This is a genomic window from Mycobacterium sp. ITM-2016-00316 (genome assembly GCF_002968335.2).
Lineage (GTDB): Bacteria > Actinomycetota > Actinomycetes > Mycobacteriales > Mycobacteriaceae > Mycobacterium.
In genome coordinates this window covers 5,514,653-5,540,251 of the sequence record NZ_CP134398.1, presented here as the reverse complement: position 1 = coordinate 5,540,251, position 25,599 = coordinate 5,514,653, and the positions used below count along the sequence as shown (strand labels likewise).

Below are 25,599 nucleotides of genomic sequence, written 5' to 3'. Positions count from 1 at the left end.
TGTCACGGTGCAACTTCTTCTGGTCCGACATGCGCTGCCGTTGCGGAGTGAGCCCGGCGAGGGGTCCGATCCGCACCTGTCCGAGGAGGGGCTGGCGCAGGCCGCCCGGCTGCCCGAAGCGTTGTCCCGTTTCCCCATCACCCGGCTGGTGAGCAGCCCGCAGCGCCGGGCGCAGCAGACCGCGCAGCCCGTCGCCGACGCGCTAGGGATGCCCGTCGACGTCGACGAACGGCTCGCCGAGTACGACTACGGTCTGTCGCACTACACACCGATCGAGGAGATCTCCAAGGAAGACCTGCAGCGCCTCATCGATGGGCATCTGCCCGGCGACGTGGATCCCGTCGCCTTCCAGGCCAGGATCTGGGCGGGCATCGACGACATCGTGGCGACGGCCGGCCACGATGACACCGTGGCGGTGTTCAGCCACGGCGGTGTGATCAACGCGGTGGTGCATCGGGTGATGCAGACGGCGCGGCTGCTGTGCGTCCAGGTCGACTACGTGGGCGTCACCCGGGTGTTGTCCTCTCGTGGCGGCCGGCTGTCGGTGGCCTCGGTCAATGGCACCGAACACGTATGGGACCTGCTGCCGCGGAACCAGCAATGGTAGAAAAGCTCGGTGAACTCTCTGGCCGGACTTGATCTCGACGCCCTGGACGCCCACCTGCGTGCCGAAGGTATCGCCCGCACCGGCGAGTTACGCAGCGAGCTGATCTCCGGTGGCCGTTCCAATCTGACCTTCCGGGTGTTCGACGATGCGTCGAAGTGGGTGCTGCGCCGCCCGCCGCTGCACGGTCTGACCCCGTCGGCGCACGATATGGCCCGCGAGTACAAGGTGGTCGCCGCGCTCGCCGACACCCCGGTGCCGGTGGCCCGTGCGGTGACCATGCGCGACGATGACTCCGTGCTCGGCGCGCCGTTCCAGATGGTGGAGAACGTCGAGGGCAACGTGGTGCGCAGTGCCGACGAACTTGCTTCCCTCGGTGACGCCGCCGTCATCGAGGGCTGCGTCGATGCGCTGATCACGGTGCTCGCCGATCTGCACGCCGTCGATCCGGCGGCCGTCGGGCTCGGCGACTTCGGCAAGGCCGAAGGCTACCTGGAACGCCAGGTGCGCCGCTGGGGTTCGCAATGGGATCACGTGCGGCTGCCCGACGATACCCGGGACACCGATGTGAAGAAGCTGCATTCCATTCTGGCGGAACGGATCCCGGCCAGTCCGCGCGCCTCTATCGTGCACGGCGACTACCGCATCGACAACACCATCCTGGACGCACAGGATCCGACGGTGGTGCGCGCGGTACTGGATTGGGAGTTGTCCACCCTCGGTGACCCGCTGTCGGATGCGGCGTTGATGTGCGTCTACCGCAACCCCAACTTCGACGATGTGCTCGGCATGCGGGCGGCCTGGACCTCGGAGCTGTTGCCGCCCGCCGATGACCTGGCCCAGCGCTATGCGGTCGCCAGTGGCCAGGAACTGCAGAACTGGGATTTCTACATGGCCCTGGCCTATTTCAAGCTGGCCATCATCGCCGCGGGGATCGATTTCCGCGGACGCGAGGGCGGCGACGCACCCGCTGCGGTCGGCGCAGCCGTGGCCCCGCTGATCGCCGAGGGGCTCAAGCTCGTCTAGAAGGTCCGGCGGGCCGCCTTCAGGTTCTTCCGGGCTGCCAGACGCAGCTGCACGATGCGGGCCGCGCCGACCATCACCGCGAGCAGTCCGCCGCCCACCGCGGCCAGCAGCAGGGCCACACCCAACGGCAGCGTCCAGTTCCAGCCCAGGAAGTGGAAGGTGCCCGGGTCGGTGTTCTGCGCGATGAAGATCAGCAAGACGATCAGGATCAAAAATCCGGCGATCAGTGAGGTCCAGAGCGCTGCCGCCCTGGTGAATTTGACCGCATCCTCCGGCGGGGGCGGCGGCGGTTCCGCTGCGCCCAAAGGTTCGTAAGGCTGCTCCGGCTCAGCGTGTGCCGCGTGCGGGTCGGTCGTCATGGCATTCATCTTGCCCGTTCACGCACGATTTCAAACCATCTCACGGTGAGTTAAAGCCCGGCATGTCCCGGCCAGGCCCGTTACTGTCGAGAAAATTGCCACGCATCGACGCACCAACGGCCGAGGGGACGGTATGCGCCGCATCCGGAAGTTCATCGTCTTGTGTACCGCTGCGCTCACCCTGTCGGTTGCCGGTTGTGGCAGTTCGAACCCGCTGGGTGGAGGTGAGATCTCCGGCGACCTGAAGGCGATCACCGTCGGCTCCGCGGACTTCACCGAATCGAAGATCATCGCCGAGATCTACGCCCAGGCCTTGGAAGCCAACGACTTCACCATCAAGCGGCAGTTCGGCATCGGCAGCCGGGAGACCTACATCCCTGCCGTACAGGATCATTCCATCGACCTGATCCCCGAATACACCGGCAACCTGCTGCAGTACTTCGATCCAGAGGCAACTGCCACCACATCCGACGCCGTACTGCTGGCACTGCTGAAGGCGCTGCCCGGCGACCTGTCGATCCTGTATCCGTCACCGGCCGAGGACAAGGACACCCTCGCGGTGTCGGAGAACATCGCGCAGGAGTGGAATCTGACCTCCATCGCCGATCTGGCCAAGCGCTCACCTGAGGTGAAAGTCGGTGGGCCATCGGAGTTTCAGACCCGTGTCACCGGGCTGGTGGGCCTCAAGCAGAAGTACGGACTCGATATCGCGCCCGCCAACTTCGTGGCGATCAGCGATGGCGGCGGGCCCGCGACCGTGCAGGCCCTGACCGGCGGCACCGTCACCGCCGCCAACATCTTCAGCACATCGCCGGCCATCGAGAAGAACAACCTGGTGGTGCTCGAAGATCCCGAGAGCGTGTTCCTGGCGGCGAATGTGGTGCCACTGGTCGCCTCGCAGAAGATGTCGAACGATCTCAAATCCGTGCTCGACGCCGTCAGCGCCAAGCTGACCACCGAAGCGCTGATCGAGTTGAACACGTCGGTCGAGGGCAACGAGGGTGTCGACCCTGACGAAGCGGCCGCAAAATGGATCAGGGACAACGGTTTCGACCAACCACTGCCGGGTAAGTGAGTACGCGATGATCACGTTCACCAACGTCACCAAGAGGTACCCCGACGGCACTGTCGCGGTCGACGACCTCACCCTCGATGTCCCCGAGGGCACGCTAGCGGCGTTCGTCGGCCCGTCGGGCTGTGGCAAGACGACCTCGATGCGGATGATCAACCGGATGATCGAGCCAACCTCGGGCACTCTGACGGTCAACGGCGAGGATGTGACCAAGGTCGACCCGGTCAAGTTGCGCCTCGGCATCGGGTACGTGATCCAGAGCGCCGGGCTCATGCCGCATCAGCGGGTCGTCGACAATGTCGCCACGGTGCCGGTGCTCAAGGGCGAGTCGCGCCGCAGCGCCCGCAAGGCCGCGCTGGAGGTTCTGGAGCGCGTCGGCCTGGATCCGAAACTGGCGCAACGCTATCCATCCCAGCTCTCGGGCGGTCAGCAGCAGCGCGTCGGGGTTGCCAGGGCGCTGGCCGCCGATCCCCCCATCCTGCTGATGGACGAACCGTTCAGTGCCGTGGACCCGGTGGTTCGCGAGGAGTTGCAGGCCGAGATCCTGCGGCTGCAAAGCGAATTGCGCAAGACCATCGTGTTCGTCACCCACGATATCGACGAGGCGATCAAGCTCGGCGACAAGGTCGCGGTGTTCGGCAGGGGCGGGGTGCTGCAGCAGTACGCCGAACCGTCGTTCGTGCTGTCCAACCCGGCCAACGAGCTGGTATCCGGTTTCGTCGGTGCCGACCGCGGCTACCGCGGTCTGCAGTTCTTCCAGGCGACCGGACTGCCGCTGCACGATATCCGCCAGGTCGCCGAGGACGATATCGACCAGCTTCAGCTCGCCCCCGGTGAATGGGCGCTGGTGCTGCGCACCGACGGGAAGCCGTTCGCCTGGATCAACGCCGAGGGCGTAGACGTACACCGCAACGGAAGTGCGTTGTACGACAGCACCATCGGCGGTGGGTCATTCTTCCGCCCCGACGGTTCCCTGCGACTGGCCCTGGACGCGGCCCTGTCCTCGCCGTCCGGACTCGGGGTGGCCGTCGACGAGGACGGCCGCCTGCTGGGCGGTGTGCAGGCCGATGATGTGCTGGCCGCGCTGAAGCAGCAGCGCCGGGTCCCGAAGGTCGGGTAGGCGGCCGCGTGAACTATCTGCTGACCCACCTCGACGATGCCTGGACGCTGACGCTGATCCATCTGCGGCTGTCGCTTGTGCCGGTCGTGCTGGGGTTGCTCATCGCGGTCCCGATCGGCGCGCTCATCCAGCGCACCACGCAGGCCCGCAGGATCGTCACCATCATCGCCAGCATCATCTTCACCATCCCGTCGCTCGCGCTGTTCGTGGTGCTGCCGCTCATCATCCCGACCCGCATCCTCGACGAGGCGAACGTCATCATTGCGCTGACGCTCTACACCACCGCGCTGCTGGTGCGGGCCGTCCCCGAAGCTCTGGATGCGGTACCGCCCGAGGTGCTCGATTCGGCCACCGCCGTCGGCTACCGGCCGCTCACCCGGGTGCTCAAAGTCGAACTGCCGCTGGCCATCCCGGTTCTCATCGCCAGCCTGCGCGTGGTTGCAGTGACCAATATCTCGATGGTGTCGGTGGGTTCGGTGATCGGCATCGGCGGCCTGGGCACCTGGTTCACCGAGGGCTACCAGGCCAACAAGAGCGGCCAGATCATCGCGGGCATCATCGCCATCTTCGTGCTGGCAGTGGTGATCGACACGCTGATCCTGTTGGCCGGTAAGGCCATCACACCGTGGACCCGAACCAAGGCGGGTGCGCGATGAACTTCCTGCAGGAGGCGCTGTCCTACATCTTCACCTCGGCGAACTGGTCGGGCCCCGCGGGCATCGGTATCCGCATCGTCGAACACCTGCAATACACCGCGATCGCGGTGGTGTTCTCCGTGCTGGTCGCCATCCCGATCGGGCTGATCATCGGGCACACCGGCCGCGGCACCTTCCTGGTGGTCACCGGTGTCAACGCGCTGCGGGCGCTGCCGACGCTGGGTGTGCTGCTGCTCGGTGTGCTGTTGTGGGGGCTGGGCCTCATCCCGCCGACGGTGGCGCTCATGCTGCTGGGGATCCCGCCGCTGCTGGCCGGCACCTACTCGGGCATCGCCAACGTGGACCGCGCCGTCGTTGACGCGGCCAGGGCCATGGGTATGACGGAACGGCAGGTGCTGCTGCGCGTCGAGGTGCCCAACGCGCTGCCCCTGATCCTCGGCGGTCTGCGCACCGCGACCCTGCAGATCGTCGCCACCGCCACCGTCGCGGCCTACGCCAGCCTCGGTGGGCTGGGTCGCTACCTGATCGACGGCATCAAGGTTCGTGAGTTCTATCTCGCACTGGTCGGCGCGCTTTTGGTGACGTTGCTCGCACTTATCCTCGACGGGGTGCTGGCGCTGGCGGTGTGGCTGTCCCAGCCGGGTAGTGACCGATTCGGAAAACGGGCCGCCGGGTTACCCCAGCCACTCCTGGATGACGAAGTAGCACTCGAATCATCCAACGCGGGTACGAAGCGTGGGGACGTTCGCATACGGTATGAGGGTGACTGAACCAGCCCCACAATCAGGCACGGGCGCCACGGATGAAACTGCAGGCACCTGGCCGGCGATCCTGACTTGGCGTGCGCACGATGTGCCGCGGATGGAGTCGGTGCGTGTGCAGCTGTCCGGCAACCGCATCAAGGCGTACGGCCGCATCGTCTCGGCCGCCACCTCCTCGGACCCCGCGTTCAGCGCCTCCTATGACCTGGTCACCGACGAGACCGGTGCCACCAAGCGGTTGTCGCTGACCATGACGCTGGCCGAACGGGAACGCCAGCTGTCCATCGCCCGCGACGAGGAGGGCATGTGGCTGGTGCGCGACCACCAGAACCAGACCAGCCGCGCCGCCTATGAAGGCGCCATGGATGTCGACGTCGTGTTCAGCCCGTTCTTCAACGCGCTGCCCATCCGCCGCACCGGACTGCACCAGCGGGCGGAGTCGCTGGAGGTTCCCGTCGTGTACGTGCGCCTGCCCGAACTGACGGTGGAGCTGGAGACGATCAGCTACAGCAGCGCCGGCGGGGCGGAGATCGGACTGAAATCGCCGATCGCCGACACCACCATCACCGTCGACGACGACGGTTTCATTCTCGACTACCCCGGACTGGCAACGCGGATCTGATCACCCCGCCGGCGCGACCGGCGGCGGCGAGTTCCTCCCGCCAGCCCGGTGCGCCGACGGTGACCGCCAGGATGTCGGGCCTGCTGAAGCTGTCGTAGCGGACTCGTGCCGCGTGGCCGGCTTCGACCAGATCGGCCACCGAGGCGTGCGCGGCCAGGTGCTCGCGGGCCCGGGTGAGCAGTTCGATGCTGCGGTCCAGGCCGGTGAGCAGCTGCTCGGAGTTCGCCTCGCACATGGCACGCACCAGGTCCGGGGCGGTGGCAGCGACCCGGGTGCCGTCCCGGAACGATCCGGCGGCCAGCGCGAAGGCCAGGGGGACATCGCTCGCGGTGGCGGCCAGCGTCTCGGCCAGCAGGTGGGGCAGATGCGATATCGCCGCGGCCGCGGCATCGTGCTCATCGGAACGGGCCGGCACCACGAACGCCCGGCAGTCCAGCGCCAGCTGCGCCACCATCGCCCAGACTTCGGCGTCGACCCCGTCGTCGACGGCGACCACCCACGGGGTGCCGGCGAACAGGTCCTTGTCGCCCGCGGACCAGCCGGAGTGCGCGGTTCCGGTCATCGGATGACCGCCGACGAACCGTGCCCGCAGCCCCGCAGACTCGACCTGCGCCAGCACCGCACCCTTGACGCTGATGACATCGGTCAGCGCGCAGTCCGGCGCGATCGCACGAACGTGCTCGAGCATGACGCCGAGTGCCGGCATCGGGACGGCCAGCACGATCAGCGCCCCGGTGTCCGCGGCACGCGCCAGCGCATCGTCGAGGGCTGTGGTGGCGTCGAATCCGTCGAGCCGGGCGCCTTGGACACCGTCCAGCGAGCGGTTGTAGCCGAACACCTCACGGCCGACCGCGGCCGCCGCCCGCATGAGCGAGCCGCCGATCAATCCCAGTCCCAGCACGCACACCGGAGTCTCGGTCACGGTTCTAGGTTGGCACACGGTCCGGGCGCCGGGTTGCCGGCCGGTGAATAGGTGGTCAAAGGTCCCGCGCGGGGACTAGCGTTAGCACCCATGGGAGCACAGCGTGCGCCGGCGCAGGAGGCTGCCAACATGCCGGGCGGATTCGGGGTCGCGGTCGTCCGGGAGGACGGCAAATGGCGGTGCGCTCCGTTGCGCAAGGGTGCGCTCAACAGCCTGACCGCGGCCGAGACCGAACTGCGGGAGCTGCGTAGCGCCGGCGCCGTTTTCGGGTTGCTCGACGTCGACGAGGAGTTCTTCGTCATCGTCCGGCCGGCCCCGGCGGGCACGCGGTTGCTGCTCTCGGATGCCACCGCCGCGCTGGACTACGACATCGCCGCCGAGGTGCTCGACAAACTGGACTCCGATATCGACGACGAGGACCTCGAGGACGCGGACCCGTTCGAGGAGGGCGACCTCGGGTTGCTCGCCGATGTCGGACTGCCCGCGGGTGTGCTCGGTGTGATTATCTCCGATGACGATATGGAGATCGACGAGCAGATCACCGCGATCGCCGAGCGGATGGGCTTCGAGAACGAACTGTCCGCGGTGCTCGACAAACTGGGTCGGTGAAACCGGATCAGGAGCTGATCCGGCTCGCCCTCGAGGTGGCCCGCGCCGCGCCCGTCGACGATGTGCCGATCGGGGCGGTGGTCTTCGGGCCCGACGGCACCGAACTTGCCCGCGCCGCCAACGCCCGAGAGGCACTGGGCGACCCGACCGCACATGCCGAGATCCTGGCGATGCGGGCCGCCGCCGCACGACTCGGTGACGGATGGCGGCTGGAGGGTTGCACGCTGGCCGTCACGGTCGAGCCGTGCACCATGTGCGCGGGGGCGCTGGTGATGGCCCGGGTCGGGTTGCTGGTGTTCGGGGCCTGGGAGCCCAAGACCGGGGCCGTCGGCTCGCTGTGGGACGTGGTGCGCGATCGCCGGCTCGTGCACCGGCCGCAGGTGCGCGGCGGGGTGCTCGCGCAGGAGTGTGCGGCCCCGCTGGAGGAGTTCTTCGCCCGGCAACGCTGAGTGCTGCGCCGTTTTCTACACCAGGGTCGTCAGCGCCCGCCGATCGCGACCGTGACGTAGAAATCGGCGCGATTATGGCCAACCGGCTGTCCCCGGTAAGCTGCCACGCGGTGGCGTGTCCGAGCGGCCTAAGGAGCACGCCTCGAAAGCGTGTGACGGGTAACCCCCGTCCGAGGGTTCAAATCCCTCCGCCACCGCCATAGCCCCTCACCTGCTCGCCCAGGTGGGGGGCTATTTTAATGTTTGCTGGCTGGCGTCGTGCCCACCGTGTGCCCACGTTTTGCCCACAGTCCCGACTGAATACGACTTATGCAGGGTGCCGCAACTGCATCCAGATCGGTATCGAAGAGGAGTCGATGGTCGACGCTGATCAACGATGCGCTGCGAACCCAGCACCAGCGATCAGCGATGAGTGGCCACCTAAGGTTCACCACTGAGCTGCCTCGTTGGCGGCAACAGTAGTTCCACGCCCGCTCCCGCCATCGATGCGCTGTCATTGCCGCACCACGTCGAGCACTGGTCTCCAGAGGGGAAAGCAGTCAAGCGGTGGCGTGTCCTGGTTCACGAAGGGCCGAACGACTGGATGCGATGCCAACGGCGCTGCGGGCGCTTGAGAGCGAATTAGGCGGTACCTCGATCCCGCAGAATGGTGCACGAAAGATCTAGTAGGCGTTTCGTCTCTGGTGAGGGGTTCGAAAGCCATCCACTTCCTTCCGTCATATTGGAATTATTTTTCATTATCAGTGGACGACGGGTTCGAACTTTCGGGCCGGTGGTTTCATTTGCCATGATCAAAGCTAGTCGTCCGGGTGCGAATTCCTTTGTCTCGATTGACTTTTCGCATCCGGAGCTTCATTCGCTGTGTACATGCGGGTCGCTATCCGCCGGATGTAGCACGGTGCGTAGTCGACAGTTTGGCAGTCCTTCCGGGTATTCATCGCCTCGTGCTCGTGGCGGTCCTCAATCAGATGGCCTGGGCCGGTGTCTACGGGGTCAGCGCCAGGCCAAGCGATCGGCGTACTGCAGCACTGTCGCCGTCGATTCGGGTGATGTTGGCGAGATCGCCACGCTTCCACATGGCGAGATAGAGCGTCTGGGCGTCGGCGGTGACCGACGCGACCGGGTCGCCGTCGCCGAGCGTCCACTGATCCCCGGTGTCTGCGGCGAGGATCCGGATCGTTTCGGAGACCGGTGTGGTGCGCTGCATGCGCAACTGGCGCGGGTAGAACATGGACACCACTTCGTCGACACCGTCTGCTGCGAAGGCCGCGTCGAAGGTGGGCGTGGTGCCGAAGGCGGCTTCCACGTCGACGCGGTGGATCGCATGTTCATGGGCCTGCCTGCGGATCCACCAGCCCGCCTGTCGCGGTTTGGGGCCAAAGGTCCAGCACGCCTCGTCGGCGGTGATTGCGGCCATGGCGGTGAGGAAGTCGGGGATGCCGTCAATGAAATCGGCGACCGGGGACGGGCCCGCGTCCGGAGTCGGTTGCGGCTCACGGTCGCGCAGGATCGATCGCACCCACGTCTGCACCACCCACAGGTGACTCAGAAGTTCGGTGACCGTCCACCCTGGGCAGCTCGGCACCTGGCGGTCCAGATCTGGACCGCCGGCCAGTGCGATGGCCTGGATGGCGATCACGTCGCCTTGCAGCTGACCTAGTAGCGCATCGTTTTCCACGCGGGCCAGATTACGGCGCACCGCTGAACCAGAGTTACTAGTTGAAAACGTTGTGATCGTGGCTCTCCGTTGGCGAGTACTTTGTTGGCAGCGCAGGCGGTTCTCAGGCCCGCGAGGATCGGATCGGCGACGAGGTCTCCGCATAGGCGACGAGTTCACTGCATGCGTTGTTCGAGCAACTGGCAACCGGGTCCACTGAGCTCGTCGACCGCTGCGCCGCGTCCGGATGCCGCGAGGAGTAGTGCTACCGCCGGACCTTCGACTCGATCACCTTGTCCGACTGCGATGTCAGCGTCAGTCGCGCACAGCTGTAGCCCATGGATCAGGGTCTTTGCCCCGAAGCGATGATCGCGGGATAGGTAACTCAGCGCGTGCGCGATGTGGGTGGTGTCGTAGGCGTGCGCGATCTGCAGTGGCCGTCGAATGTCCTCGCCGTGAACGACAATCTCGATCACCCGCGTGATCGTGGGTTGCGGCGGTGATGCTGTCGCATAGATTGCGGACCTCAGCGCGTTGACGGCGTGTAGCGCTGGGCGCTGGCGGCCTGCGTCGATTTGCTTCTCGGCGATGCGGTTCGGGCGAAATCCGGCAACCACTAGCTCGCCGGCGAACTTCGCGAGTGACAAGGTCGCGGCTCCCGCTAGATGAATGACGACGTCGCGAATATCCCACCCCGCACACAGTGAGGGCGTGGCCCAATCTATGTGCTTGTGATCGGTGAGGTCGTCGACTAGGGCGGCGCGTCCGGCGTGCACGTTCGCCCAAAGCTCAGACTGCATAGGGACAGTCTGGTGTTACTACGCGCGCACTGCCAGCGGGATCCGTCGGTCGGCGTTGCCACGTTTCTACAAGCGAAAGCAATCGCATCGTGTTTGGCTTGATGGGACGACAGCTCCTGTGATGCGCAACCATAGCCTGATGCGTAGGGTTCGGAATGTGGGCGAGCTGACCTGTCGACCGCCGACCGAACACGACTATCTCGATGTCGTTGATGCGCTCGACAAGTGGTGGGAAGATTCGCAACCCGCTGCTCGGAGCCAACGTGCAGCGCTTGTGCCGCGTCTGTTCTTTCAACATTTCACCGATACCAGCTTTGTCATCGTCGATGAGGACCGGCTCGTCGGTTTTCTCATTGGCTTCCTATCCCAGTCGCAAGCGGACGAGGCTTACATCCACTTCGTGGGCATCGACCCCGGCTATCGCGGTCGTGGGCTCGGTGCTGACCTGTACGAGCGATTCTTCGCTATCGCCCGCTGGCATCGCCGTCGCACCGTCCGGGCTATCACCTCTGCTTCCAATACCGGATCGCAGGCTTTTCATCAGCGCATGGGATTCAGCGTCAGCGATCCCATCACGAACTACGACGGACGGGGCAGTACGCATGTGACGTTCGCTCGAGAACTTTGAGAGCAAGTGCCAGTGCCGTGCGAAATTCACGACTATCCCGCGGTCGGCAGCGCGATCAAAGCAGTGATCTAAACGGTATCCCCTCCGTCCCACAGGGTTGGCATACGAAAGATCAAGCGGGCGGTGTGGATTTCGTGTACGTGGTCGGGGACTCTGCGGGTCAGGAGGGCCGATGTTGTTTCGCAGTCGCATGTGGCGATCGATTGTCGCCCTGTTCGCGTTGGCTGCGGCACTGAAACACGGAAGGGGCTATCGCGCATGACTGCAATCCGTTCTTCGGTGAAGCTCGGCAGTACGCACACCAAGTAGATGCAGATCAGACCCCTGGTAGCCGAGTGCTCGGTAGTTGCGCCACATTGCCGCGAGGTTCTGTCCCGCGCGCTTGTGCTCCTAGTGCATGTGAAGTGAGTGCAAGCGCGCGGGACAGGAATTACGTCGATACATCGATAGCTTGTTGCGACCGGTGGTAGTCATGGTTGGGTCCAACAGGCTGGCAAGCAGCGCGGGAGTGCGACGTGAGTAGCGACGATCTAACGAGCATGCAGACTTGGCGCGGCACCTTTTGGCTTCCGGACAAGTCGGACGAGTCTCACGAAGGATTCTTGACCTACGAGCCTGAGTATGGCGTGACCCTTAAGTTCGTGTCGGGCTTTGACGATCGAACTAGGACCGCGATTTCACCGACTGGGTACTCCGTGACTAGGGGATCCGGTCGTTTTCCACTAATACATGGTTCTGTCGAGGGCTCCACCCCCGTTACCTTGGTCGACTGTCGGGCCGTACGCCGCCGTTCGGGATGGGCCACGGAAAGTATTCGAAACCAAGATATCTCGGCGGCGCTGGTGCTAATTGGTGTGCTACTCAATCGCGCGGATGATCCTGAGTTCTGCGGCCTTTCGATCGAGTTGGAAAACCTGACGGAATGGGATCGCCACGATGAGATGACAATCTTCGTTGATCCCTCGGAGGATTCGCCACGCCGGGAGAACTGGCGGGTTCACGTCAACCCAATGCAGCCGCTCAGCGCATCGGTCGGGGACTTAACGATCAAGCTTGTGCGGCAGTATCGGCAGCCGAGGTTCGATGTGCGCCGAGACCGGTTGGAGACCACAGCGACGGCGTTCACATATCTGAAAATCAGCGCGTCGAGACCAAAGTCAATGGATGAATGGTTCGAGGTCGCAAAGGCGTTTCAGGACCTGGTTACCCTCGCTATGGACGCTCCGTGCGCGCTGCTGAGCGAGTCGCTGATTCCGTCCAAAGCGTTGTTGGACAGAGAGTCTGCACGGGCGCGGGAGGCCATCGACGTCTTCGGAGAGCATATTCTCCAGGGTGAACGAGACTTGGACGGGGTGGCGAACCGTGACGCGCTCTTCACGCTCGGGTCTGAGGGGGTTGACTTCGCTGGGATTGTCTCCGAATGGCTGCGTATCCACGCTGATTTTCGAACGACCTGCGACATGATCTTCGGTATGAAGTACGTCAGGGGCGGCTATCTGCAGACAGAGTTGATCACGGCTGTTGCCGCCGCCGAGTCGTTACATTCAGCCTTGAAGCTCCCTCCGCCGGTACCGGACAAAGAATTCGATGAACGGCGAAAACGTTTGATGGAATGCATTCCAAAGGATCAACGCGAGTGGCTGCACCGGAAACTCGGCGCGAACGAGCACACACTTCGGCAGCGGCTCATCGACCTCGCGAAGATCCCGTATCCCGACATCATTGCCGAGATTCTGCCCAATCCCGAGGCGTGGGCGAAAGCGGCCAAGGATGAGCGGAATGCGGTGGCGCATGGTGGCCAGAGAATGACCCGCGACGTTCCGCTGCTCAACGCTATCGTTACCACGACAACTGCCGTGGTATTCCTAAATCTGCTGCAGCAGTTACAGATTCCGGCTAAACGGGTCAAGATTGCTCTCGAACAGAATCGGACATTGAAGTCGGCGAAGTACCTCGCACGAGAGCATTGGCCTGCGCCGAAATCGACCTGAGTGGACCTTCAGCGACTGAGGCCGCAGGAGACACCTTCGTCTGTCCAGCCGTAAAGCGATGCACAATCACTGCACGACGGCTCCGCGCCCGTCATGCGACATTCGGATCCACGGCTTGCTCAGCCGGTTCCCGTTGACGGAATCGACTCGGCGCGATCCCGGACCAGCGTTTGAAAGCAACGCTGAATGCGCTCTCAGACCGGTAGCCGAGCGACGTTGCGAGTTCGTGGATCGATGCCGATCCGTCGGCCAGTGCTCGTTCGGCTTGGCGCATTCGCCATCTGAACAGGTAGGTGACAGGGGGAACGCCGGCGATCTTGGTGAACCGGTCGGCAAAGCTGCTTCGCGACATTGCGCACGCCGCGGCGAGTTCTGAGATATGCCAATCTCTGCCTACATCGGCATGCATGAGTTGCAACGCCGGGCTCAACCGGTCGTCGGCGGCGGCACGGATCCATCCCGAGGGCAGCTCATCCGCTGCCGCCGCCCAAGCCCGGAGAACCTGCACGAATAGCAGCTGCGTCAGCTGAGCTGAGGCAGCGGTGCGCCCAGCACGTGTGTGGTTGAACTCCTCGAAAAGCTCCTCGAGGAGCCAGCGCGCGGTCGTGGCCTCTCGCGCTTCGCCACGTAGGTGCAGGACGGGCGGGATGGCGTCTCGAAGGAAGTCATCGCCGGCCTCGAACAGCTCGACGTGCGCGGCAATGCATATGTGGTCATCGTCTCGATCGATCGGACGGGCCGGATCGGTCTCTCGGAGATGCATCGGTGGTTCGTCGAGATCGCTTCCCAGGTCGAAAGGCGTGCGTCCGTCGACCACCAGTACCTCGCCTGCGGCCACCTGTAGGCCCGCGGGCTCGGTGGCGAGTCGAAACCAAAAGGACCCCCTGACGACTCCCATGATCTTGATCTGGCCCGGGGCCGGGGACCGGGCTGCCCACGCCCCTGATCCGGAGATTCCGCCCGAGAGCACGCATCGCGCGCGCGAAATCTGGAGAAGATCGGAGATGAGGTCCATGCACACCAAGTTAGGACTCTGGCGAATGGATTGCGGGGTCTTGATGATTCACAATCCCGAGATCTGCCGTCAGGCTGGACACGACCGAATACCCGTCGGCCCGAGCTGAGGCGAGAAAGGCCCAAGTGAACCTCGCGGTCATCCTTCCAGCGCATCGAGATCGGAGTTCCTCATGGCCTTTACCGTCCTCCTGCATGCCAAAGCCAAGTCTGGCCGCAGTGACGATGTTGTCGACTTCTACCGCGAGACCCTCGCCGCCACCCGCTCACGGCCCGGCTGCATTGGGGTACGGGTCGTCCGCAGCGCCGACGACGACACTGAATTCGCGCTGATCGAGCAATGGGACGACAAGGCAGACCAGGAGGCTTACGCCGCATGGCGAGCCGAGGCCGGTGCCGATGTCATGGTGCGATTCGGCGAGCTTCTCGCCGGACCGCTCAGGATCGAGTTCTACGAGGAGATCAACGCCTGAGGCGTTTTGTCTCAAGCGAGGGGTTCGAAGCCCTCACTTCCGCCATGGCTCCCCACCGGTACACATCGGTGGGTAGCTTTTTGCTGCGCCGTCAGCTCTCGAGCGCGTCTTCCAGGCGCTGCACCTTCGCGCTGAGCTGGCCGGTGTGCCCGGGGCGGATATCGGCCTTCAGCACCAGGCCGACCCGCGGTGAGACGGCCGCGACGGCGTCCACGGCCTGCTTGACGACGGCCATCACCTCGTCCCATTCACCCTCGATGTTGGTGAACATCGCGTTCGTCTCGTTGGGCAGCCCGGATGCGCGCACGATGCGGACGGCCTCCGCGACCGCGCGGTGCACACCGCCGTCGACATCGGCAGCGGACGGGGTCAAGCTGAAGGCGACGAGCATGGTGTCCAGCCTGGCACAGCGGCCCGGGCAGTGTTTGGGCCCGGCGCTGCCGGGTATTACAAGAGTCGCCCGCTGACTCTCCCAGAACCGGCGATTGCGTTGTGGGGGATCACCACGAGGCAGGGTCCTACCCGGCACATCGCCGGAGCCAAGTGCCCAGGTGTTAGCACCGGTCCAGCATGTGGCCGCTGTGACGACGCAACCAACATCTGACGGTCGGCATCTCGCTGGCTTCACAAGATCGCGATGGCCAACGGCCACAACAAGTAAGGAACGCAGATGAGCGAACACAACAAGGCTGACCAGGCCCGCAAAGGGCTGATCGATTCGGTGAAGGGCAAGGCGAAAGAGGTCTTCGGAGCCGTCACCGGCAACGACTCACTCACTGCTGAAGGGCAACTCGAGCAGACGCAGGCCGCGGAGCGCAAAGAGGCCAACAGCGTCGAGGCCGTTGCCGACGCCGAGGCCGAACAGGCGCGGCGGCAGGCCGCGGAGGTTCAGACGGCCGGGGCTTCCGAGCGTGCCGGTGTGGCCAAGGAAGCCGCCGCGGTCGAGAACGCCGTGCACATCCGGCAGGAGGCAGAAAAGCATGCGGCCGAGAACGCGGAAGGCCAGAAGCTGGCGGCGAAGAACCGCAGTGCCTCGGCGACGGCGCTGAGCCAGGTGCGCCAGGCGAAAACCGAAGCGCGCGAGCAGATCGAAGGCGCGGCCGACGAGGTTGTCGAGGCGATTGATGATCACCGCTCAGAGGCCCAGAAGGCCGACGACACCCGCGAGGCAGCAGAGCGCGCTCGTCAGCGCGCCGAGGCCCTCACCTCAGAAGACCTGTCCTGAACACCGTCACCACCCAGGAGATGACCATGCAGATCACCGCAATACCCTTCGCGCTCTGGCGCGCGCAGTATCAGATCGTCCGCTACCCGTTGCAGTTGATCCAGGATCGAATGGCCGACCGGCTGGACCCCGAGGCTCCGGCGCGGCTGTTCTACGAGCGCACCCTCGGCCAGTTGGATTCCACCGTCGGTCGCGTGCTGCGTGACCCGGATCTGGAAGCCCGCGGGACCGCCTTGACCGAGCGCGGCGACGCACTGGTCAGGGCCTCACGGCTCGACGCGAAGGCGGCCCAGATCGAGGAGCAGGCCGACACCACCCTGCACGCCAGGCGGGAACAGGCGATGGAGGACCAGAAGCAGGCGCGTGCGGACCGGGAGCAGAAGGTCAACGACGCTCAGCGCAACGCCGACGAGCGCAAACAGTCCGCCGCCGAGGAAGCCCGGGCCCATACCGCGGCGGCCAAGAAACAGGCCGACGATGCCGCGGCCCGTAAGTCCGAGGCGGTCCGAACCGCTGAACAACAGGAGCGGAACCGCATCAAAGCGGCCGAGAAGAAGGCCATGGAGACTCCGAAGGCCGCGATGGCCGACGCGACGTCCAAGCGCACCGAGGCCACCGACAAGCGTAGGCAGGCCGACCGCGTCGAACAACTCGCCTCCGCCGAGAAGGCGAAGCGGCAGTCGAGCTGATCCTCAGACCGCGACGGTGACGAACCTGCCTGCCGGCACCGCGGACCCGATCACCGTGCCCTGGGCCGTTCCCTTGGGTGTGCTGATCGGCAACGTCGACCCGGGCACGAGTTCGTCGCCGTTGTCGGTGTCACCGGCGAACCAGTCGTTGAACCAGTCGGCGGACAACTCACCGACGGCCGGCGGGTTCTGCGGCTGCGGGAAACCCGCCAACAACTGGGCGCCGAACTGGATGAGTGCGTTGCCGCCCTGCATCGAGTCCATGTGCACGCCACCGGCGAGCACCACACCGTTGAACCGGCCGGGGCGCGCCGCGTTCAGGTCCGCTTTGAGGGTGCTGATGAAGTTGAAGGCGTTGCGGGGCGCGCCGATCTCGCGGACCGGGATATAGCGGCCGGTCTCGTCCTCATAGGCCTGCAACTTGCGCAGCGCGACCGGCATCGTGTTGCCGCTGGGCACACCGTCCAGGGTGATCACCCCGACCAGATCGTCGGCGGCGCCGTTGTCGACGAGGTACCCGGCGACCGCGGCAACCAGGCCACCGCCGGCCGAATGACCCGCCAGGCCGAACTTCTCGGGCAGCTTCGCGTCCGCCGGGTCCAGCCCGTACCGGGTGGCGAATCCCGCGGCGAGCGCGCTGTCGGTCAGCGCCGTCCGGTCACCGACGAACAGGTCTGCGATGGCCGCGGCCATCCCGTCACCGTTGATCCAGTTGTCGTCACCGGCAAAGGGATTCGACGAGATCGTCGGGGTGACCACAATGGCTCCGGTCGACGCGGCGAGGTTGGCCGCGGTGAAGCTGTACATCGGGCCGAGTGCGAAGAAACCGTGCTGCAACACGATCAGCTTCTCCGGCACCACATCGCCCTCGGGGTAGTACCAATTCGCCTTCACCCGCTGTCCGGTGGACAGCAGGATCGTTGAGTTGCGCACCGTCACGGTGCTGTTCGGGGGCAGCACCGGGGGGCCGGTGATCAGTGCCTCCAGCGCCTGCAGCGAGTTGAACACCAAGGAGCCGATGCCGCTGGTGATCCGGTCCGTCACGCCCTGCAGCCAGCGGATCAGATTCGGGGGTGACGCAGCCGCGGCCTGCACGGGTGCGGCGGCTTCCGGTGCGGCCAGCGCCAGTGACGCACTCGGCTGCGCGGCGATCTTCGCGACGGCGGCCGCGCCGCCGGCACTGATATCGGTGACCGCGGGCGTCGAGACGGTGGGCGTCGACAGGGTCGGCGTGGCCACCACGGTCTCGGCGGGGACCGTCATCGTCCGCTCGGGTGCACTCGCGGTCATCGGCGCCGAGCGCGGCCGGAGAGCCGTCATCGCGTCGGTGCGCGCAGTCAGGTTCTTCTTTTTCTTCGGTGTGTCGCTGAGGGCGTCTTCGCCGGGTATCTCGGGCGCCTCGACCTCGGCCTCGACGTCTGGCGAGGTGTCGGGTGTGGCCTCATCCGAGGGGCTCTCAGGCTGGTTGCCACCCGCCGCGGGGGACGAGTCGGACGCCGACTCCGATCCGGATCCGGTCGTCGAGTCGTCGGCGAGCGCCACGCCCGCGCCGGCGAGAACCGCCGCCGAGACACCGGCCGACAACAGCCCGGCACTCACCCATATCGGCAGCCGTTCCATAAAATCCCCTGACGCTGAAAAAGAAGCAAACACCATCCTGCCTGATTATTGACACGGGCGAAAGCTACGCGGGTGGTTTCATCAGACCGCCATACTCAGATACTGACGAAGGGAAATACTTATGAAGGCTGTCAGTTGTCTGTCCGGCGAACTGTCCGTGGTCGAGATCCCCACCCCGCAGCCGGCCCGCGGGCAGTTGCTGCTCGACGTGCGGCGATGCGGTATTTGCGGGTCCGACCTGCACGCCAAGGACCACGCCGACGAGCTGACCGAGGTGATGGACGCGGTCGGATACCCCGATTTCATGCGCGGGGATACCCCGGTGGTGATGGGCCACGAATTCTGCGGCGAAGTCGCCGAGCGCGGACCCGGTGTCGCCAAAGAATTCAAGGTCGGGACCACGGTGGTGTCCTTTCCGCTACTGCGGGCAAACGGTGGCGTGCATCTGACGGGGCTGTCACCCTTGGCGCCGGGCGGCTATGCCGAGCAGGTACTCGGCGAGGCCGCCATGAGTTTCGTGGTGCCCAACGGTCTGGACGTCGACACCGCCGCGCTGACCGAACCGATGGCCGTGGCGCTGCACGCGGTCCGGCGCAGCGATATCGGGCGCCGGGACACCGCCGTCGTGATCGGCTGCGGACCGGTCGGGCTGGCCGTCATCTGTCACCTCAAGGCCATGGGCGTGGCCACCGTCATCGCCAGCGACTACTCGCCGACCCGCCGCGCCCTTGCCGCGCGCTGTGGCGCCCACGTGGTGGTCGATCCGGCGCGCGACTCGCCGTATGACCGGGCCGCCGAAAAGAAGGGTGTCATCACCGCGGCCCCCGATCTCTACGAACTCGGTATGAGCTCGATGGAGAAGTTGCGCAGGGTTCCGGGCTGGGCCCATCTCTACCGGCTCGCGGACAAGCTGGGTGCGGCCGGACCGAAAAGCCCGGTCATCTTCGAATGCGTCGGGGTGCCCGGCATGATCGACGGCGCCATCGCCGCCGCACCCGTGGCCAGCAAGGTCATCGTGGTCGGGGTCTGCATGGGTGATGACCGGCTGCGGCCGGCGATGGCCAACGGTAAGGAGATCGATCTGCGGTTCGTCTTCGGCTATACACCCTTGGAATTCCGGGACGCGCTGTACCTGCTGGCCGATGGCAAGGTCGATGCGTCGGCTCTGGTCACCGGCAGGGTCGGCCTGGGCGGGGTGGCGGCGGCGTTCCAGGCGCTCGGGGACCCGGAATCACAGGCCAAGATTTTGATCGATCCGCGTAGCCCGGCCGTCGAACCGCGTTCGTCTGTCGCTTGAAAACCGTTCACCGGCAGTTCTTTTCGTCGGTGACATTGGTCAAACACGGGGCGCGTCAACTGCGTTGGCGCGTGACGTGTGCGACAGTTGAGAAACTATGGGTAACAACGTGACATGGCGTGACCCGCTGTCGTTGTCGTTCGAGGTGCACCGCCGGGTGTTGCTGGCGCGGCTACGCCGCCGTCAGCGGCGTCAGGCCGCCTCCGCGCCGGCGTCGCGGGTGTCCTGACCGGACTTCTGCGAGCGGGCCGGTGACTGTGCGGTCTTCGGACCGGTCCGGTTCCCGCCGAACGTGCTCCGCGGTCCGTCGCGCAGGGTGACGACGGGTCTGCCGGGGGTCTTCCTTGCCGACGGCGGCGCCTCCAACTCGTCGTCGTCGGAGGTCGCTTCAGCCTCGGGAGGCGCCTCGCTCTGCACCGCGGACTCGGGCTGCGAGGCCGGTTGCACGGCCGCCGCGGCGGCCGGTGGCGCTACCGCGGGAGCGGCCGGGTTGCGCGTGATGCCCAGCAGATTCTCCAGGCCTTCGCGCACCGCACCGGGGACCGCGTTCAGCGCCTCGACGATCTTGTGCGGCGGGGTGAACAACGAAAAAGGCTTGCGCACTTCGGGGTTCAGGTTCAGTCGATCGGTGTAGCCCATGTCGACGATGATCCGCAGCAACGGCTCGATCGCACCCAGCAGTCGTTCTGCGGCCGCCGACACCCCCAGGTGATAGGCCATGTCACGCAGCGGAGCGAGCAGCGGCAACCGGGACGCCGGCACCAGGATGTAGGTGTCGGTCCCGCCGGCGGAATTGGTCACCACCTTGACGTGATTGGCCTCCGCGGTCGGGTCCACCGCGTCGTACCAGTTGTCGACGTGGGCGTATTCGTGGCCGAGCACGGCGTTCAGGATCGCCACCGGATTGAAGTACGCGGGAAAGTCGCCCCACAGGTCGTACTCGTTGACCACGTAGGTGGTGTCGTACTGCGTCGCCTGCCCCGGCCCCATCGGCGAGACCACATCCGGGATCGCGATGCCGGGGAACCGCGCGAAGATGCCCCCGTTCGGGACGAACGGGGTGGCGATCTGCAGGAAGCTGAGGTCCAGCGGTGACGGCGGCGCATCGGACTCCGCGACGTCCCGTTTGAGCTGCTCGGCCAGCAGGGCGCCCAGCGAGTAGCCCGCGACGAGCACCTTCCCGGAGGTCGTGACCAGCTGCTGGTGCAGCACCGGCATGCCGATGCGCACGCTGCGATCGAGGTTGAGCGACGCCGGATACTCGGTGCCGATGTAGGTGTCTCCGGGCTGCACGATGGTGTTGCTCAGCTTGGCGGGCAGGCGCTCGGACACCGGGTCGCTGCTGCCGCCGATGCCGATGACGGTGTTGACCAGCCCCACCAACGGACCGAAGCCGTTGGCCCCGATCGCCTGGCCGCAGACGAGCGCGATCGATACCACGACGGCGAACAGGCCCGTCGTGAGCGTTCTGAGCCGTGATCCGGCCATGTATGCCCCCTCGACGAAAAGGACCGTACCCCGGTATTGCAGCGAGCAGAGGAGATTTGCCGCGTTCGCACCGGCGGGGGATTAGAGTCAGCCCGCATGAAGGTTTTACGGGGAATTGTCGCGGCGGCCGCGGTCTCGGCGGGCCTCGGCGGACTTGCCACCACGGCGGCCCCCGCGGCCGGCGCCGATGTGGTGGCCTATCTGGTCAACGTGCACGTGCGGCCCGGGTACAACTTCCCCAACGGGGACGTGGCGATCGCGTACGGCCAGACCGTCTGTGACCGGGTGGCCGCCAAGATGCCCTATGCCCAGTTGGTCGACCAGCTCAAGGTCGATTTCCACACCAGCGACTACTACCAGGCCGGATACCTGATCAATCAGGCGGTCAATGAGCTGTGCCCGGCGCAGATCTGGCAGCTGCGCGAATCGGCCGCCGGCTACACCGCCTGAGACGAGAACGGCGGCACCCCCGGACAAGGATGCCGCCGTCGCTCGTCTGACCCCGGTCAGGGGCAGGTGACCTCGATCTCGAAGGGCTTGTTCACCGGTGTCATCGGGTTGGCCATGTCGATGCCCGTGGCGGTCCCGGTGATCTTGTAGGTGTTGCCGTCCTTCTCGGCCTTCGCCTCGCCACCCGCACCGGCGGCGTAGCCGAGGGTCACTCCGTTGACGTTGCCCAGACCCACCGAGGTGACGGTGGGGGCGTCGCCCTCGCTGACGACGGCGGCGATGCCTGTAGTGGCCTCACCGATGGCGATGTTGACGTTGCCGCCCATGGCCGCGCACACGATGCTGCCGTTGACGGACTGCTCTGCGCCGTCGATGACGACCCTGGTGGTACCCGACCCGGTGGCGGCGGTGGGCGATTCGGTTGCGGATGCTGCCGTCTCCTCCGACGTGACGGCTGCACTCGTCTCCGAAGAGGCACTGCTGGATGAGGATTTGTCGTCCGAGGAACAGCCGGACAAGCCGGCGATGAGGAGCGCCGCACTACTCACGGCAACTACGAAGCCACGCTTCACCACTGATCTCCTTAGGTTGTGCGATCAATCAAGATCGCCGGATGAACCTCAGCAGTATGTGCGCCGCCGGACCCGTAGTCATCGAATTGCGCGAAAATGTCGTCTGGCCATGACCGATCAGCACGACACCCGCAGGATGAACGTGCCGTCGGCGGTGAAACTGGCCGCGTCGGTGCGAAAGCCCGTCGCCGTTCCGGAGATGACGAAGGTCGGGCCCGTCATGGTGACCTCGGCGGGCGGTTCGCCCAGACCCGCGTTGTAGCTGCCGGTGAAACCGGCGAGGTCACGAATGCCGACGGACTCGGCGGTGAGCTCGTCGCCGCCGGAGACCAGCGCTGTCGTGCCCGAGGTCCGGTTGCCGGTGGTGATGGCGGTCTGGAAGCCCATCGACGAACACTGCACCTCGTGGGTGGTGCCGCCATCGCGGCCGTCGACGGTGATCTGTGCGGTGCCTGCGGCGAGCACGCCCTCGGGCAGTGGGGCGGCCTTTGGTTCCGACGAACACGCCGCGCACGTTGCCACGGTCCCCGCGATCAGGGCCAACGCTCCGATTCTCATGCAACGAATGTACGGCCGGAGCGGGGCGGGCCACTGTGTCTTTGTTGAATGTCGTCTTGGTTGAATGTCCCGGTGAGTGAGCCGTTCTTCGAGGTACAGGCCGAACTGCCCGGGCGGTCCGGGCGGGTCGGCACCATCCACACGCCCCACGGTGATATCCAGACCCCGGCGTTCATCGCGGTCGGCACCGCGGCCACCGTCAAGGCGGTGCTGCCGGAAACCATGAAAGACCTTGGTGCACAGGCGGTTCTGTCCAATGCCTACCATCTCTATCTGCAGCCGGGGCCCGATGTGGTGGACGAGGCCGGGGGACTGGGCGCTTTCATGAACTGGCCGGGGCCGACGTTCACCGACAGTGGCGGCTTCCAGGTGATGTCACTGGGTGTCGGGTTCAAGAAGGTGCTGTCGATGGACACCACCCGGGTGCAGGCCGACGATGTCATCGCCGAAGGCAAGGAACGCCTCGCCCATGTCGACGAGGACGGGGTGACGTTCCGCTCGCACCGTGACGGATCCTCGCACCGGTTCACCCCCGAGGTGTCCATCGGGATCCAGCATCAGCTGGGGGCGGACATCATCTTCGCCTTCGACGAGCTGACCACGCTGGTCAATACCCGCAGTTATCAGGAACAGTCGGTGCGCCGCACCCATGACTGGGCGGTGCGCTGTGTGGCCGAGCATCGCCGGCTCACCGAGGTGCGCCATGACAAGCCGTATCAGGCGCTGTTCGGGGTGGTGCAGGGTGCGCAGTACGAGGATCTGCGCCGCCAGGCCGCCAGCGGTCTGGCCGATATCGGTTTCGACGGGTTTGGCATCGGTGGCGCACTGGAGAAGCAGAATCTGGCCACCATCGTCGGCTGGGTGACCGATGAGCTGCCCGACGACAAGCCGCGACATTTGCTCGGCATCAGCGAACCCGACGACCTGTTTGCCGCGGTCGCCGCCGGCGCGGACACCTTCGACTGTGTGTCCCCGTCCCGGGTGGCGCGCAATGCGGCCGTCTACTCGGCGACGGGCCGGTTCAACATCACCGGGGCGCGCTACAAGCGCGACTTCACGCCCATCGATGCCGAATGTGACTGTTACACCTGCGCGAACTACACCAAGGCCTACATCCATCACCTTTTCAAGGCCAAGGAGATGCTGTCCTCGACGTTGTGCACGATCCACAACGAGCGGTTCACGGTCCGGCTGGTCGACCGGATCCGGCAGTCGATCCTCGACGGCCGGTTCGACGAGCTGCAGGCCGACGTCCTGGGCCGGTATTACGGCAGCCCGCGGGCCTCTTAGACGTTTGTAGAATAAGGAGATGACAAGTACTGCGGATCCGCAGATGCTGCTGCTCCAGATGCTCGACCCCGTCAACCGGGCCAACCCCTACCCACTGTTCGCGCAGATCCGTGAGCTCGGACCGCTGCTCATGCCGGAATCGAACATGACGGTGTTCTCGTCCTTCGCCGACTGCGATGAGGTGCTGCGGCATCCGGACTCGTGCAGCGACAGCATGAAATCCTCTGTCGTGCAACGACAACTGGCGTCCGGCGCGGTGCCGCCTCGTGGAAACACACCCGGATTCCTCTTCCTGGACCCGCCGGATCACACTCGGCTGCGCAAGCTCGCCCAGCAGGCGTTCGCGCCGAGGGTGGTGCGGGCGCTGGAGCCCGAGATTGCCGCCACGGTCGACGGACTACTTGACGCGATGGCCGACGCCGGCTCGGCCGATCTCATCTCCGGGCTGGCCTACCCGCTGCCGGTGGCCGTGATCTGTCGACTGCTCGGTGTGCCGGTCGAGGACGAATCGCGGTTCAGCAGTGCCGCTGCCCTGGTGGCACAGGCGCTGGACCCGATCATGTCGATCACCGGCGCCCCCGACCCGGAGGCCGATGCCCGCCTCGACGCCGGCGCATGGTTGCGCGAGTACCTGGGTGAGCTGGTCGAGCAGCGGCGTGCGGACCCCCGGGAGGACCTGATCTCGGCGCTGATCGCCGCTGAGGAGGGCGGCGATCAGCTGACCGCGGACGAGATTGTCGCGACCTGCAATCTGCTGCTCATCGCGGGACACGAGACGACGGTCAACCTGATCGCCAATGCGGCGCAGGAGATGTTGCGGACGCCGGAGCACTGGTCGGCGCTGGCCGCCGATGCCGAACTGGCGGGTGCGATCGTCGAGGAGACGTTGCGGTTCGATCCGCCGGTCCAGCTGGTCATGCGGATCGCCGGAGCGGACATGCGCATCGGGGACGTCGATATCGCGGCGGGCGACACCATGCTGTTGCTACTCGCCGCCGCGCAACGCGATCCCGATATGTACGACGAACCCGACCGGTTCCGGCCCGGCCGGGAATCGTTGCGCCACCTGTCCTTCGGGCTAGGCCCGCATTTCTGCCTGGGTGCACCGCTGGCGCGGCTGGAGGGCCGGGTGGCGCTGTCGAAGTTGACCGCGCGATTCCCGCGGGCGCGACTGTCCGCCGAGCCGGTGTACAAGCCGAATGTCACCCTGCGGGGGCTGGCTACGCTTTCGGTTGCCTTGCAATAGCCCTTGCATGGTGCGGGTCGGTGGTGAAGATCTGGTCGTCGGCCCTCACCCGTTTGCGTAACGCGTAGAACGACTTCCGGGAGATGGCGTGCTCGACGCAAGAAAGTTGAGACGGCCCCGCGGGGAGCGCCATCAGGCCACTCCAAGATCGCCAGGCGGATGCTGGGATCGATGGTTCATTGACAGCCGTCACCGGAACCCTGAAGCAGAAGTGTCACCACCAAGAGCCTTCGAACTGTCACCGATGTCCTCAGAATTTCCCTTGCGCGGGGCCTTGATTCGGCGTAGCATCGAACACGAGTTCGAAAGCGACGTTGCTCCCATCACCACTCGGTGAGCACAGACCGCGACTCCGGTCGCCGCGAGGTTCGATGGCCCCTTTCGGGCTGTGCGGACCGTTG

Annotated in this window: 28 protein-coding genes and 1 tRNA gene; 19 read left to right on the top strand and 10 right to left on the bottom strand. The window is 65.5% G+C overall.

The features are described from left to right. Window positions 1–7 precede the first annotated feature (7 nt). Together C6A86_RS26870 and C6A86_RS26865 are read left to right on the top strand one after the other, a co-directional pair. Window positions 8–607 (top strand): histidine phosphatase family protein, encoded by a 600-nt coding sequence (locus tag C6A86_RS26870; RefSeq protein ID WP_105362521.1) that lies wholly within the window; start codon window positions 8–10, stop codon window positions 605–607. Window positions 608–616: 9 nt separating this feature from the next. Next, a complete protein-coding gene (locus tag C6A86_RS26865; RefSeq protein WP_105362522.1) occupies window positions 617–1,630 on the top strand; it encodes a phosphotransferase family protein in 1,014 nt (337 codons plus the stop codon). Here C6A86_RS26865 and C6A86_RS26860 read toward each other — a convergent pair. Next, window positions 1,627–1,989, bottom strand: coding sequence for a lipopolysaccharide assembly LapA domain-containing protein (locus tag C6A86_RS26860; protein ID WP_105362533.1), 363 nt, complete (start codon window positions 1,987–1,989; stop codon window positions 1,627–1,629). The genes C6A86_RS26865 and C6A86_RS26860 overlap by 4 nt on opposite strands. 133 nt (window positions 1,990–2,122) lie before the next feature. On the opposite strand from C6A86_RS26860, the gene C6A86_RS26855 reads away from it, so the two are divergent. Genes C6A86_RS26855 through C6A86_RS26835 form a run of 5 tightly spaced genes read left to right on the top strand, consistent with a single transcriptional unit; the run spans window position 2,123 to window position 6,220 of the window. Beyond that, window positions 2,123–3,064: an ABC transporter substrate-binding protein gene (locus tag C6A86_RS26855; protein ID WP_105362523.1), complete on the top strand. Its 942-nt coding sequence runs from the start codon at window positions 2,123–2,125 to the stop codon at window positions 3,062–3,064. Window positions 3,065–3,071: 7 nt separating this feature from the next. Next, window positions 3,072–4,181: an ABC transporter ATP-binding protein gene (locus C6A86_RS26850; protein WP_105362524.1), complete on the top strand. Its 1,110-nt coding sequence runs from the start codon at window positions 3,072–3,074 to the stop codon at window positions 4,179–4,181. Window positions 4,182–4,189: 8 nt separating this feature from the next. After that, the gene (locus C6A86_RS26845) at window positions 4,190–4,837 is read left to right on the top strand and encodes an ABC transporter permease (RefSeq protein WP_105362525.1); all 648 of its coding nucleotides are present in this window, start codon (window positions 4,190–4,192) and stop codon (window positions 4,835–4,837) included. After that, window positions 4,834–5,607 carry an ABC transporter permease gene (locus tag C6A86_RS26840; RefSeq protein ID WP_105362526.1) on the top strand — a complete coding sequence of 258 codons (774 nt, stop codon included), beginning with the start codon at window positions 4,834–4,836 and terminating at the stop codon, window positions 5,605–5,607. Before C6A86_RS26845 ends, C6A86_RS26840 begins: the two co-directional genes overlap by 4 nt. Next, a complete protein-coding gene (locus C6A86_RS26835) occupies window positions 5,594–6,220 on the top strand; it encodes a putative glycolipid-binding domain-containing protein (RefSeq protein WP_105362527.1) in 627 nt (208 codons plus the stop codon). The genes C6A86_RS26840 and C6A86_RS26835 overlap by 14 nt, the downstream gene beginning before the upstream one ends. Here C6A86_RS26835 and C6A86_RS26830 read toward each other — a convergent pair. Then, window positions 6,183–7,127: a prephenate dehydrogenase gene (locus C6A86_RS26830; protein WP_233212935.1), complete on the bottom strand. Its 945-nt coding sequence runs from the start codon at window positions 7,125–7,127 to the stop codon at window positions 6,183–6,185. The two genes, C6A86_RS26835 and C6A86_RS26830, sit on opposite strands and share 38 nt — an antisense overlap. A gap of 105 nt (window positions 7,128–7,232) precedes the next feature. Between C6A86_RS26830 and C6A86_RS26825 the strand changes: the two genes are divergently transcribed. The 3 genes from C6A86_RS26825 (at window position 7,233) to C6A86_RS26815 (ending at window position 8,400) form a co-directional block, all read left to right on the top strand. Further along, window positions 7,233–7,751, top strand: a complete 519-nt coding sequence (locus C6A86_RS26825) for a tRNA adenosine deaminase-associated protein (RefSeq protein ID WP_105362529.1) — start codon at window positions 7,233–7,235, stop codon at window positions 7,749–7,751. Beyond that, complete coding sequence (locus C6A86_RS26820) at window positions 7,748–8,200, top strand: nucleoside deaminase (protein WP_105362530.1); 453 nt, start codon at window positions 7,748–7,750, stop codon at window positions 8,198–8,200. The genes C6A86_RS26825 and C6A86_RS26820 overlap by 4 nt, the downstream gene beginning before the upstream one ends. Window positions 8,201–8,309: 109 nt before the next feature. Next, a tRNA-Ser gene (locus C6A86_RS26815) sits at window positions 8,310–8,400 on the top strand. 785 nt (window positions 8,401–9,185) lie between these two features. Here the strand turns inward: C6A86_RS26815 and C6A86_RS26810 are convergent. Next, the gene (locus tag C6A86_RS26810) at window positions 9,186–9,878 is read right to left on the bottom strand and encodes a maleylpyruvate isomerase family mycothiol-dependent enzyme (protein WP_105362534.1); all 693 of its coding nucleotides are present in this window, start codon (window positions 9,876–9,878) and stop codon (window positions 9,186–9,188) included. A 155-nt stretch (window positions 9,879–10,033) separates the two neighbouring features. Further along, window positions 10,034–10,657 (bottom strand): maleylpyruvate isomerase family mycothiol-dependent enzyme, encoded by a 624-nt coding sequence (locus tag C6A86_RS26805; RefSeq protein WP_105362531.1) that lies wholly within the window; start codon window positions 10,655–10,657, stop codon window positions 10,034–10,036. A gap of 157 nt (window positions 10,658–10,814) precedes the next feature. Here C6A86_RS26805 and C6A86_RS26800 point away from each other — a divergent pair, with 157 nt between their 5' ends. Together C6A86_RS26800 and C6A86_RS26795 are read left to right on the top strand one after the other, a co-directional pair. Further along, on the top strand, window positions 10,815–11,285 hold the full coding sequence (locus tag C6A86_RS26800) for a GNAT family N-acetyltransferase (protein ID WP_233212934.1): 471 nt from the start codon (window positions 10,815–10,817) through the stop codon (window positions 11,283–11,285). A gap of 515 nt (window positions 11,286–11,800) precedes the next feature. Continuing rightward, a complete protein-coding gene (locus C6A86_RS26795; protein ID WP_142406827.1) occupies window positions 11,801–13,276 on the top strand; it encodes a HEPN domain-containing protein in 1,476 nt (491 codons plus the stop codon). A gap of 91 nt (window positions 13,277–13,367) precedes the next feature. Here C6A86_RS26795 and C6A86_RS26790 read toward each other — a convergent pair whose 3' ends face one another. After that, window positions 13,368–14,291, bottom strand: coding sequence for an AraC family transcriptional regulator (locus C6A86_RS26790; RefSeq protein ID WP_311100936.1), 924 nt, complete (start codon window positions 14,289–14,291; stop codon window positions 13,368–13,370). A 172-nt stretch (window positions 14,292–14,463) separates the two neighbouring features. Here C6A86_RS26790 and C6A86_RS26785 point away from each other — a divergent pair, with 172 nt between their 5' ends. Next, entirely contained in the window at window positions 14,464–14,763 is a 300-nt protein-coding gene (locus C6A86_RS26785) for a putative quinol monooxygenase (protein ID WP_105361415.1), read from the top strand. A 91-nt stretch (window positions 14,764–14,854) separates the two neighbouring features. Here the strand turns inward: C6A86_RS26785 and C6A86_RS26780 are convergent, their stop codons facing one another. After that, the gene (locus tag C6A86_RS26780; protein WP_105361416.1) at window positions 14,855–15,154 is read right to left on the bottom strand and encodes a thiamine-binding protein; all 300 of its coding nucleotides are present in this window, start codon (window positions 15,152–15,154) and stop codon (window positions 14,855–14,857) included. A gap of 279 nt (window positions 15,155–15,433) precedes the next feature. Between C6A86_RS26780 and C6A86_RS26775 the strand changes: the two genes are divergently transcribed. Together C6A86_RS26775 and C6A86_RS26770 are read left to right on the top strand one after the other, a co-directional pair. Then, window positions 15,434–15,988 (top strand): CsbD family protein, encoded by a 555-nt coding sequence (locus C6A86_RS26775; RefSeq protein ID WP_311100935.1) that lies wholly within the window; start codon window positions 15,434–15,436, stop codon window positions 15,986–15,988. Window positions 15,989–16,014: 26 nt separating this feature from the next. Beyond that, entirely contained in the window at window positions 16,015–16,677 is a 663-nt protein-coding gene (locus C6A86_RS26770; protein ID WP_142406903.1) for an IF2 family translation initiation factor, read from the top strand. A 3-nt stretch (window positions 16,678–16,680) separates the two neighbouring features. Here C6A86_RS26770 and C6A86_RS26765 read toward each other — a convergent pair whose 3' ends face one another. Continuing rightward, the gene (locus C6A86_RS26765) at window positions 16,681–18,297 is read right to left on the bottom strand and encodes an alpha/beta hydrolase (protein WP_105362137.1); all 1,617 of its coding nucleotides are present in this window, start codon (window positions 18,295–18,297) and stop codon (window positions 16,681–16,683) included. 121 nt (window positions 18,298–18,418) lie between these two features. Between C6A86_RS26765 and C6A86_RS26760 the strand changes: the two genes are divergently transcribed. Beyond that, entirely contained in the window at window positions 18,419–19,594 is a 1,176-nt protein-coding gene (locus C6A86_RS26760) for a zinc-binding dehydrogenase (RefSeq protein WP_105362138.1), read from the top strand. Between the two features lie 192 nt (window positions 19,595–19,786). Here C6A86_RS26760 and C6A86_RS26755 read toward each other — a convergent pair whose 3' ends face one another. After that, a complete protein-coding gene (locus C6A86_RS26755) occupies window positions 19,787–21,082 on the bottom strand; it encodes a PE-PPE domain-containing protein (RefSeq protein WP_105362139.1) in 1,296 nt (431 codons plus the stop codon). Window positions 21,083–21,178: 96 nt separating this feature from the next. Here C6A86_RS26755 and C6A86_RS26750 point away from each other — a divergent pair, with 96 nt between their 5' ends. After that, on the top strand, window positions 21,179–21,532 hold the full coding sequence (locus C6A86_RS26750; protein ID WP_105362140.1) for a DUF732 domain-containing protein: 354 nt from the start codon (window positions 21,179–21,181) through the stop codon (window positions 21,530–21,532). 56 nt (window positions 21,533–21,588) lie between these two features. Here C6A86_RS26750 and C6A86_RS26745 read toward each other — a convergent pair whose 3' ends face one another. Together C6A86_RS26745 and C6A86_RS26740 are read right to left on the bottom strand one after the other, a co-directional pair. Continuing rightward, window positions 21,589–22,104, bottom strand: a complete 516-nt coding sequence (locus C6A86_RS26745; RefSeq protein WP_105362145.1) for a lipoprotein LpqH — start codon at window positions 22,102–22,104, stop codon at window positions 21,589–21,591. Window positions 22,105–22,221: 117 nt separating this feature from the next. Next, window positions 22,222–22,662, bottom strand: coding sequence for a lipoprotein LpqH (locus tag C6A86_RS26740; RefSeq protein WP_105362141.1), 441 nt, complete (start codon window positions 22,660–22,662; stop codon window positions 22,222–22,224). Window positions 22,663–22,734: 72 nt separating this feature from the next. Between C6A86_RS26740 and tgt the strand changes: the two genes are divergently transcribed. Continuing rightward, the gene (tgt, locus tag C6A86_RS26735) at window positions 22,735–23,952 is read left to right on the top strand and encodes a tRNA guanosine(34) transglycosylase Tgt (RefSeq protein WP_233212902.1); all 1,218 of its coding nucleotides are present in this window, start codon (window positions 22,735–22,737) and stop codon (window positions 23,950–23,952) included. 19 nt (window positions 23,953–23,971) lie between these two features. Continuing rightward, window positions 23,972–25,198: a cytochrome P450 gene (locus C6A86_RS26730; RefSeq protein ID WP_105362143.1), complete on the top strand. Its 1,227-nt coding sequence runs from the start codon at window positions 23,972–23,974 to the stop codon at window positions 25,196–25,198. Window positions 25,199–25,599 lie beyond the last annotated feature (401 nt).

Excerpts from the sequence above, each read along its gene's own strand:
- C6A86_RS26860 (WP_105362533.1), bottom strand. The coding sequence starts at position 1,989 with ATGACGACCGACCCGCACGCGGCACACGCTGAGCCGGAGCAGCCTTAC.
- C6A86_RS26855 (WP_105362523.1), top strand. The coding sequence starts at position 2,123 with ATGCGCCGCATCCGGAAGTTCATCGTCTTGTGTACCGCTGCGCTCACC.
- C6A86_RS26850 (WP_105362524.1), top strand. The coding sequence starts at position 3,072 with ATGATCACGTTCACCAACGTCACCAAGAGGTACCCCGACGGCACTGTC.
- C6A86_RS26840 (WP_105362526.1), top strand. The coding sequence starts at position 4,834 with ATGAACTTCCTGCAGGAGGCGCTGTCCTACATCTTCACCTCGGCGAAC.
- C6A86_RS26835 (WP_105362527.1), top strand. The coding sequence starts at position 5,594 with ATGAGGGTGACTGAACCAGCCCCACAATCAGGCACGGGCGCCACGGAT.
- C6A86_RS26825 (WP_105362529.1), top strand. The coding sequence starts at position 7,233 with ATGGGAGCACAGCGTGCGCCGGCGCAGGAGGCTGCCAACATGCCGGGC.
- C6A86_RS26805 (WP_105362531.1), bottom strand. The coding sequence starts at position 10,657 with ATGCAGTCTGAGCTTTGGGCGAACGTGCACGCCGGACGCGCCGCCCTA.
- C6A86_RS26790 (WP_311100936.1), bottom strand. The coding sequence starts at position 14,291 with ATGGACCTCATCTCCGATCTTCTCCAGATTTCGCGCGCGCGATGCGTG.
- C6A86_RS26785 (WP_105361415.1), top strand. The coding sequence starts at position 14,464 with ATGGCCTTTACCGTCCTCCTGCATGCCAAAGCCAAGTCTGGCCGCAGT.
- C6A86_RS26780 (WP_105361416.1), bottom strand. The coding sequence starts at position 15,154 with ATGCTCGTCGCCTTCAGCTTGACCCCGTCCGCTGCCGATGTCGACGGC.
- C6A86_RS26775 (WP_311100935.1), top strand. The coding sequence starts at position 15,434 with ATGAGCGAACACAACAAGGCTGACCAGGCCCGCAAAGGGCTGATCGAT.
- C6A86_RS26770 (WP_142406903.1), top strand. The coding sequence starts at position 16,015 with ATGCAGATCACCGCAATACCCTTCGCGCTCTGGCGCGCGCAGTATCAG.
- C6A86_RS26765 (WP_105362137.1), bottom strand. The coding sequence starts at position 18,297 with ATGGAACGGCTGCCGATATGGGTGAGTGCCGGGCTGTTGTCGGCCGGT.
- C6A86_RS26760 (WP_105362138.1), top strand. The coding sequence starts at position 18,419 with ATGAAGGCTGTCAGTTGTCTGTCCGGCGAACTGTCCGTGGTCGAGATC.
- C6A86_RS26755 (WP_105362139.1), bottom strand. The coding sequence starts at position 21,082 with ATGGCCGGATCACGGCTCAGAACGCTCACGACGGGCCTGTTCGCCGTC.
- C6A86_RS26750 (WP_105362140.1), top strand. The coding sequence starts at position 21,179 with ATGAAGGTTTTACGGGGAATTGTCGCGGCGGCCGCGGTCTCGGCGGGC.
- C6A86_RS26740 (WP_105362141.1), bottom strand. The coding sequence starts at position 22,662 with ATGAGAATCGGAGCGTTGGCCCTGATCGCGGGGACCGTGGCAACGTGC.
- C6A86_RS26730 (WP_105362143.1), top strand. The coding sequence starts at position 23,972 with ATGACAAGTACTGCGGATCCGCAGATGCTGCTGCTCCAGATGCTCGAC.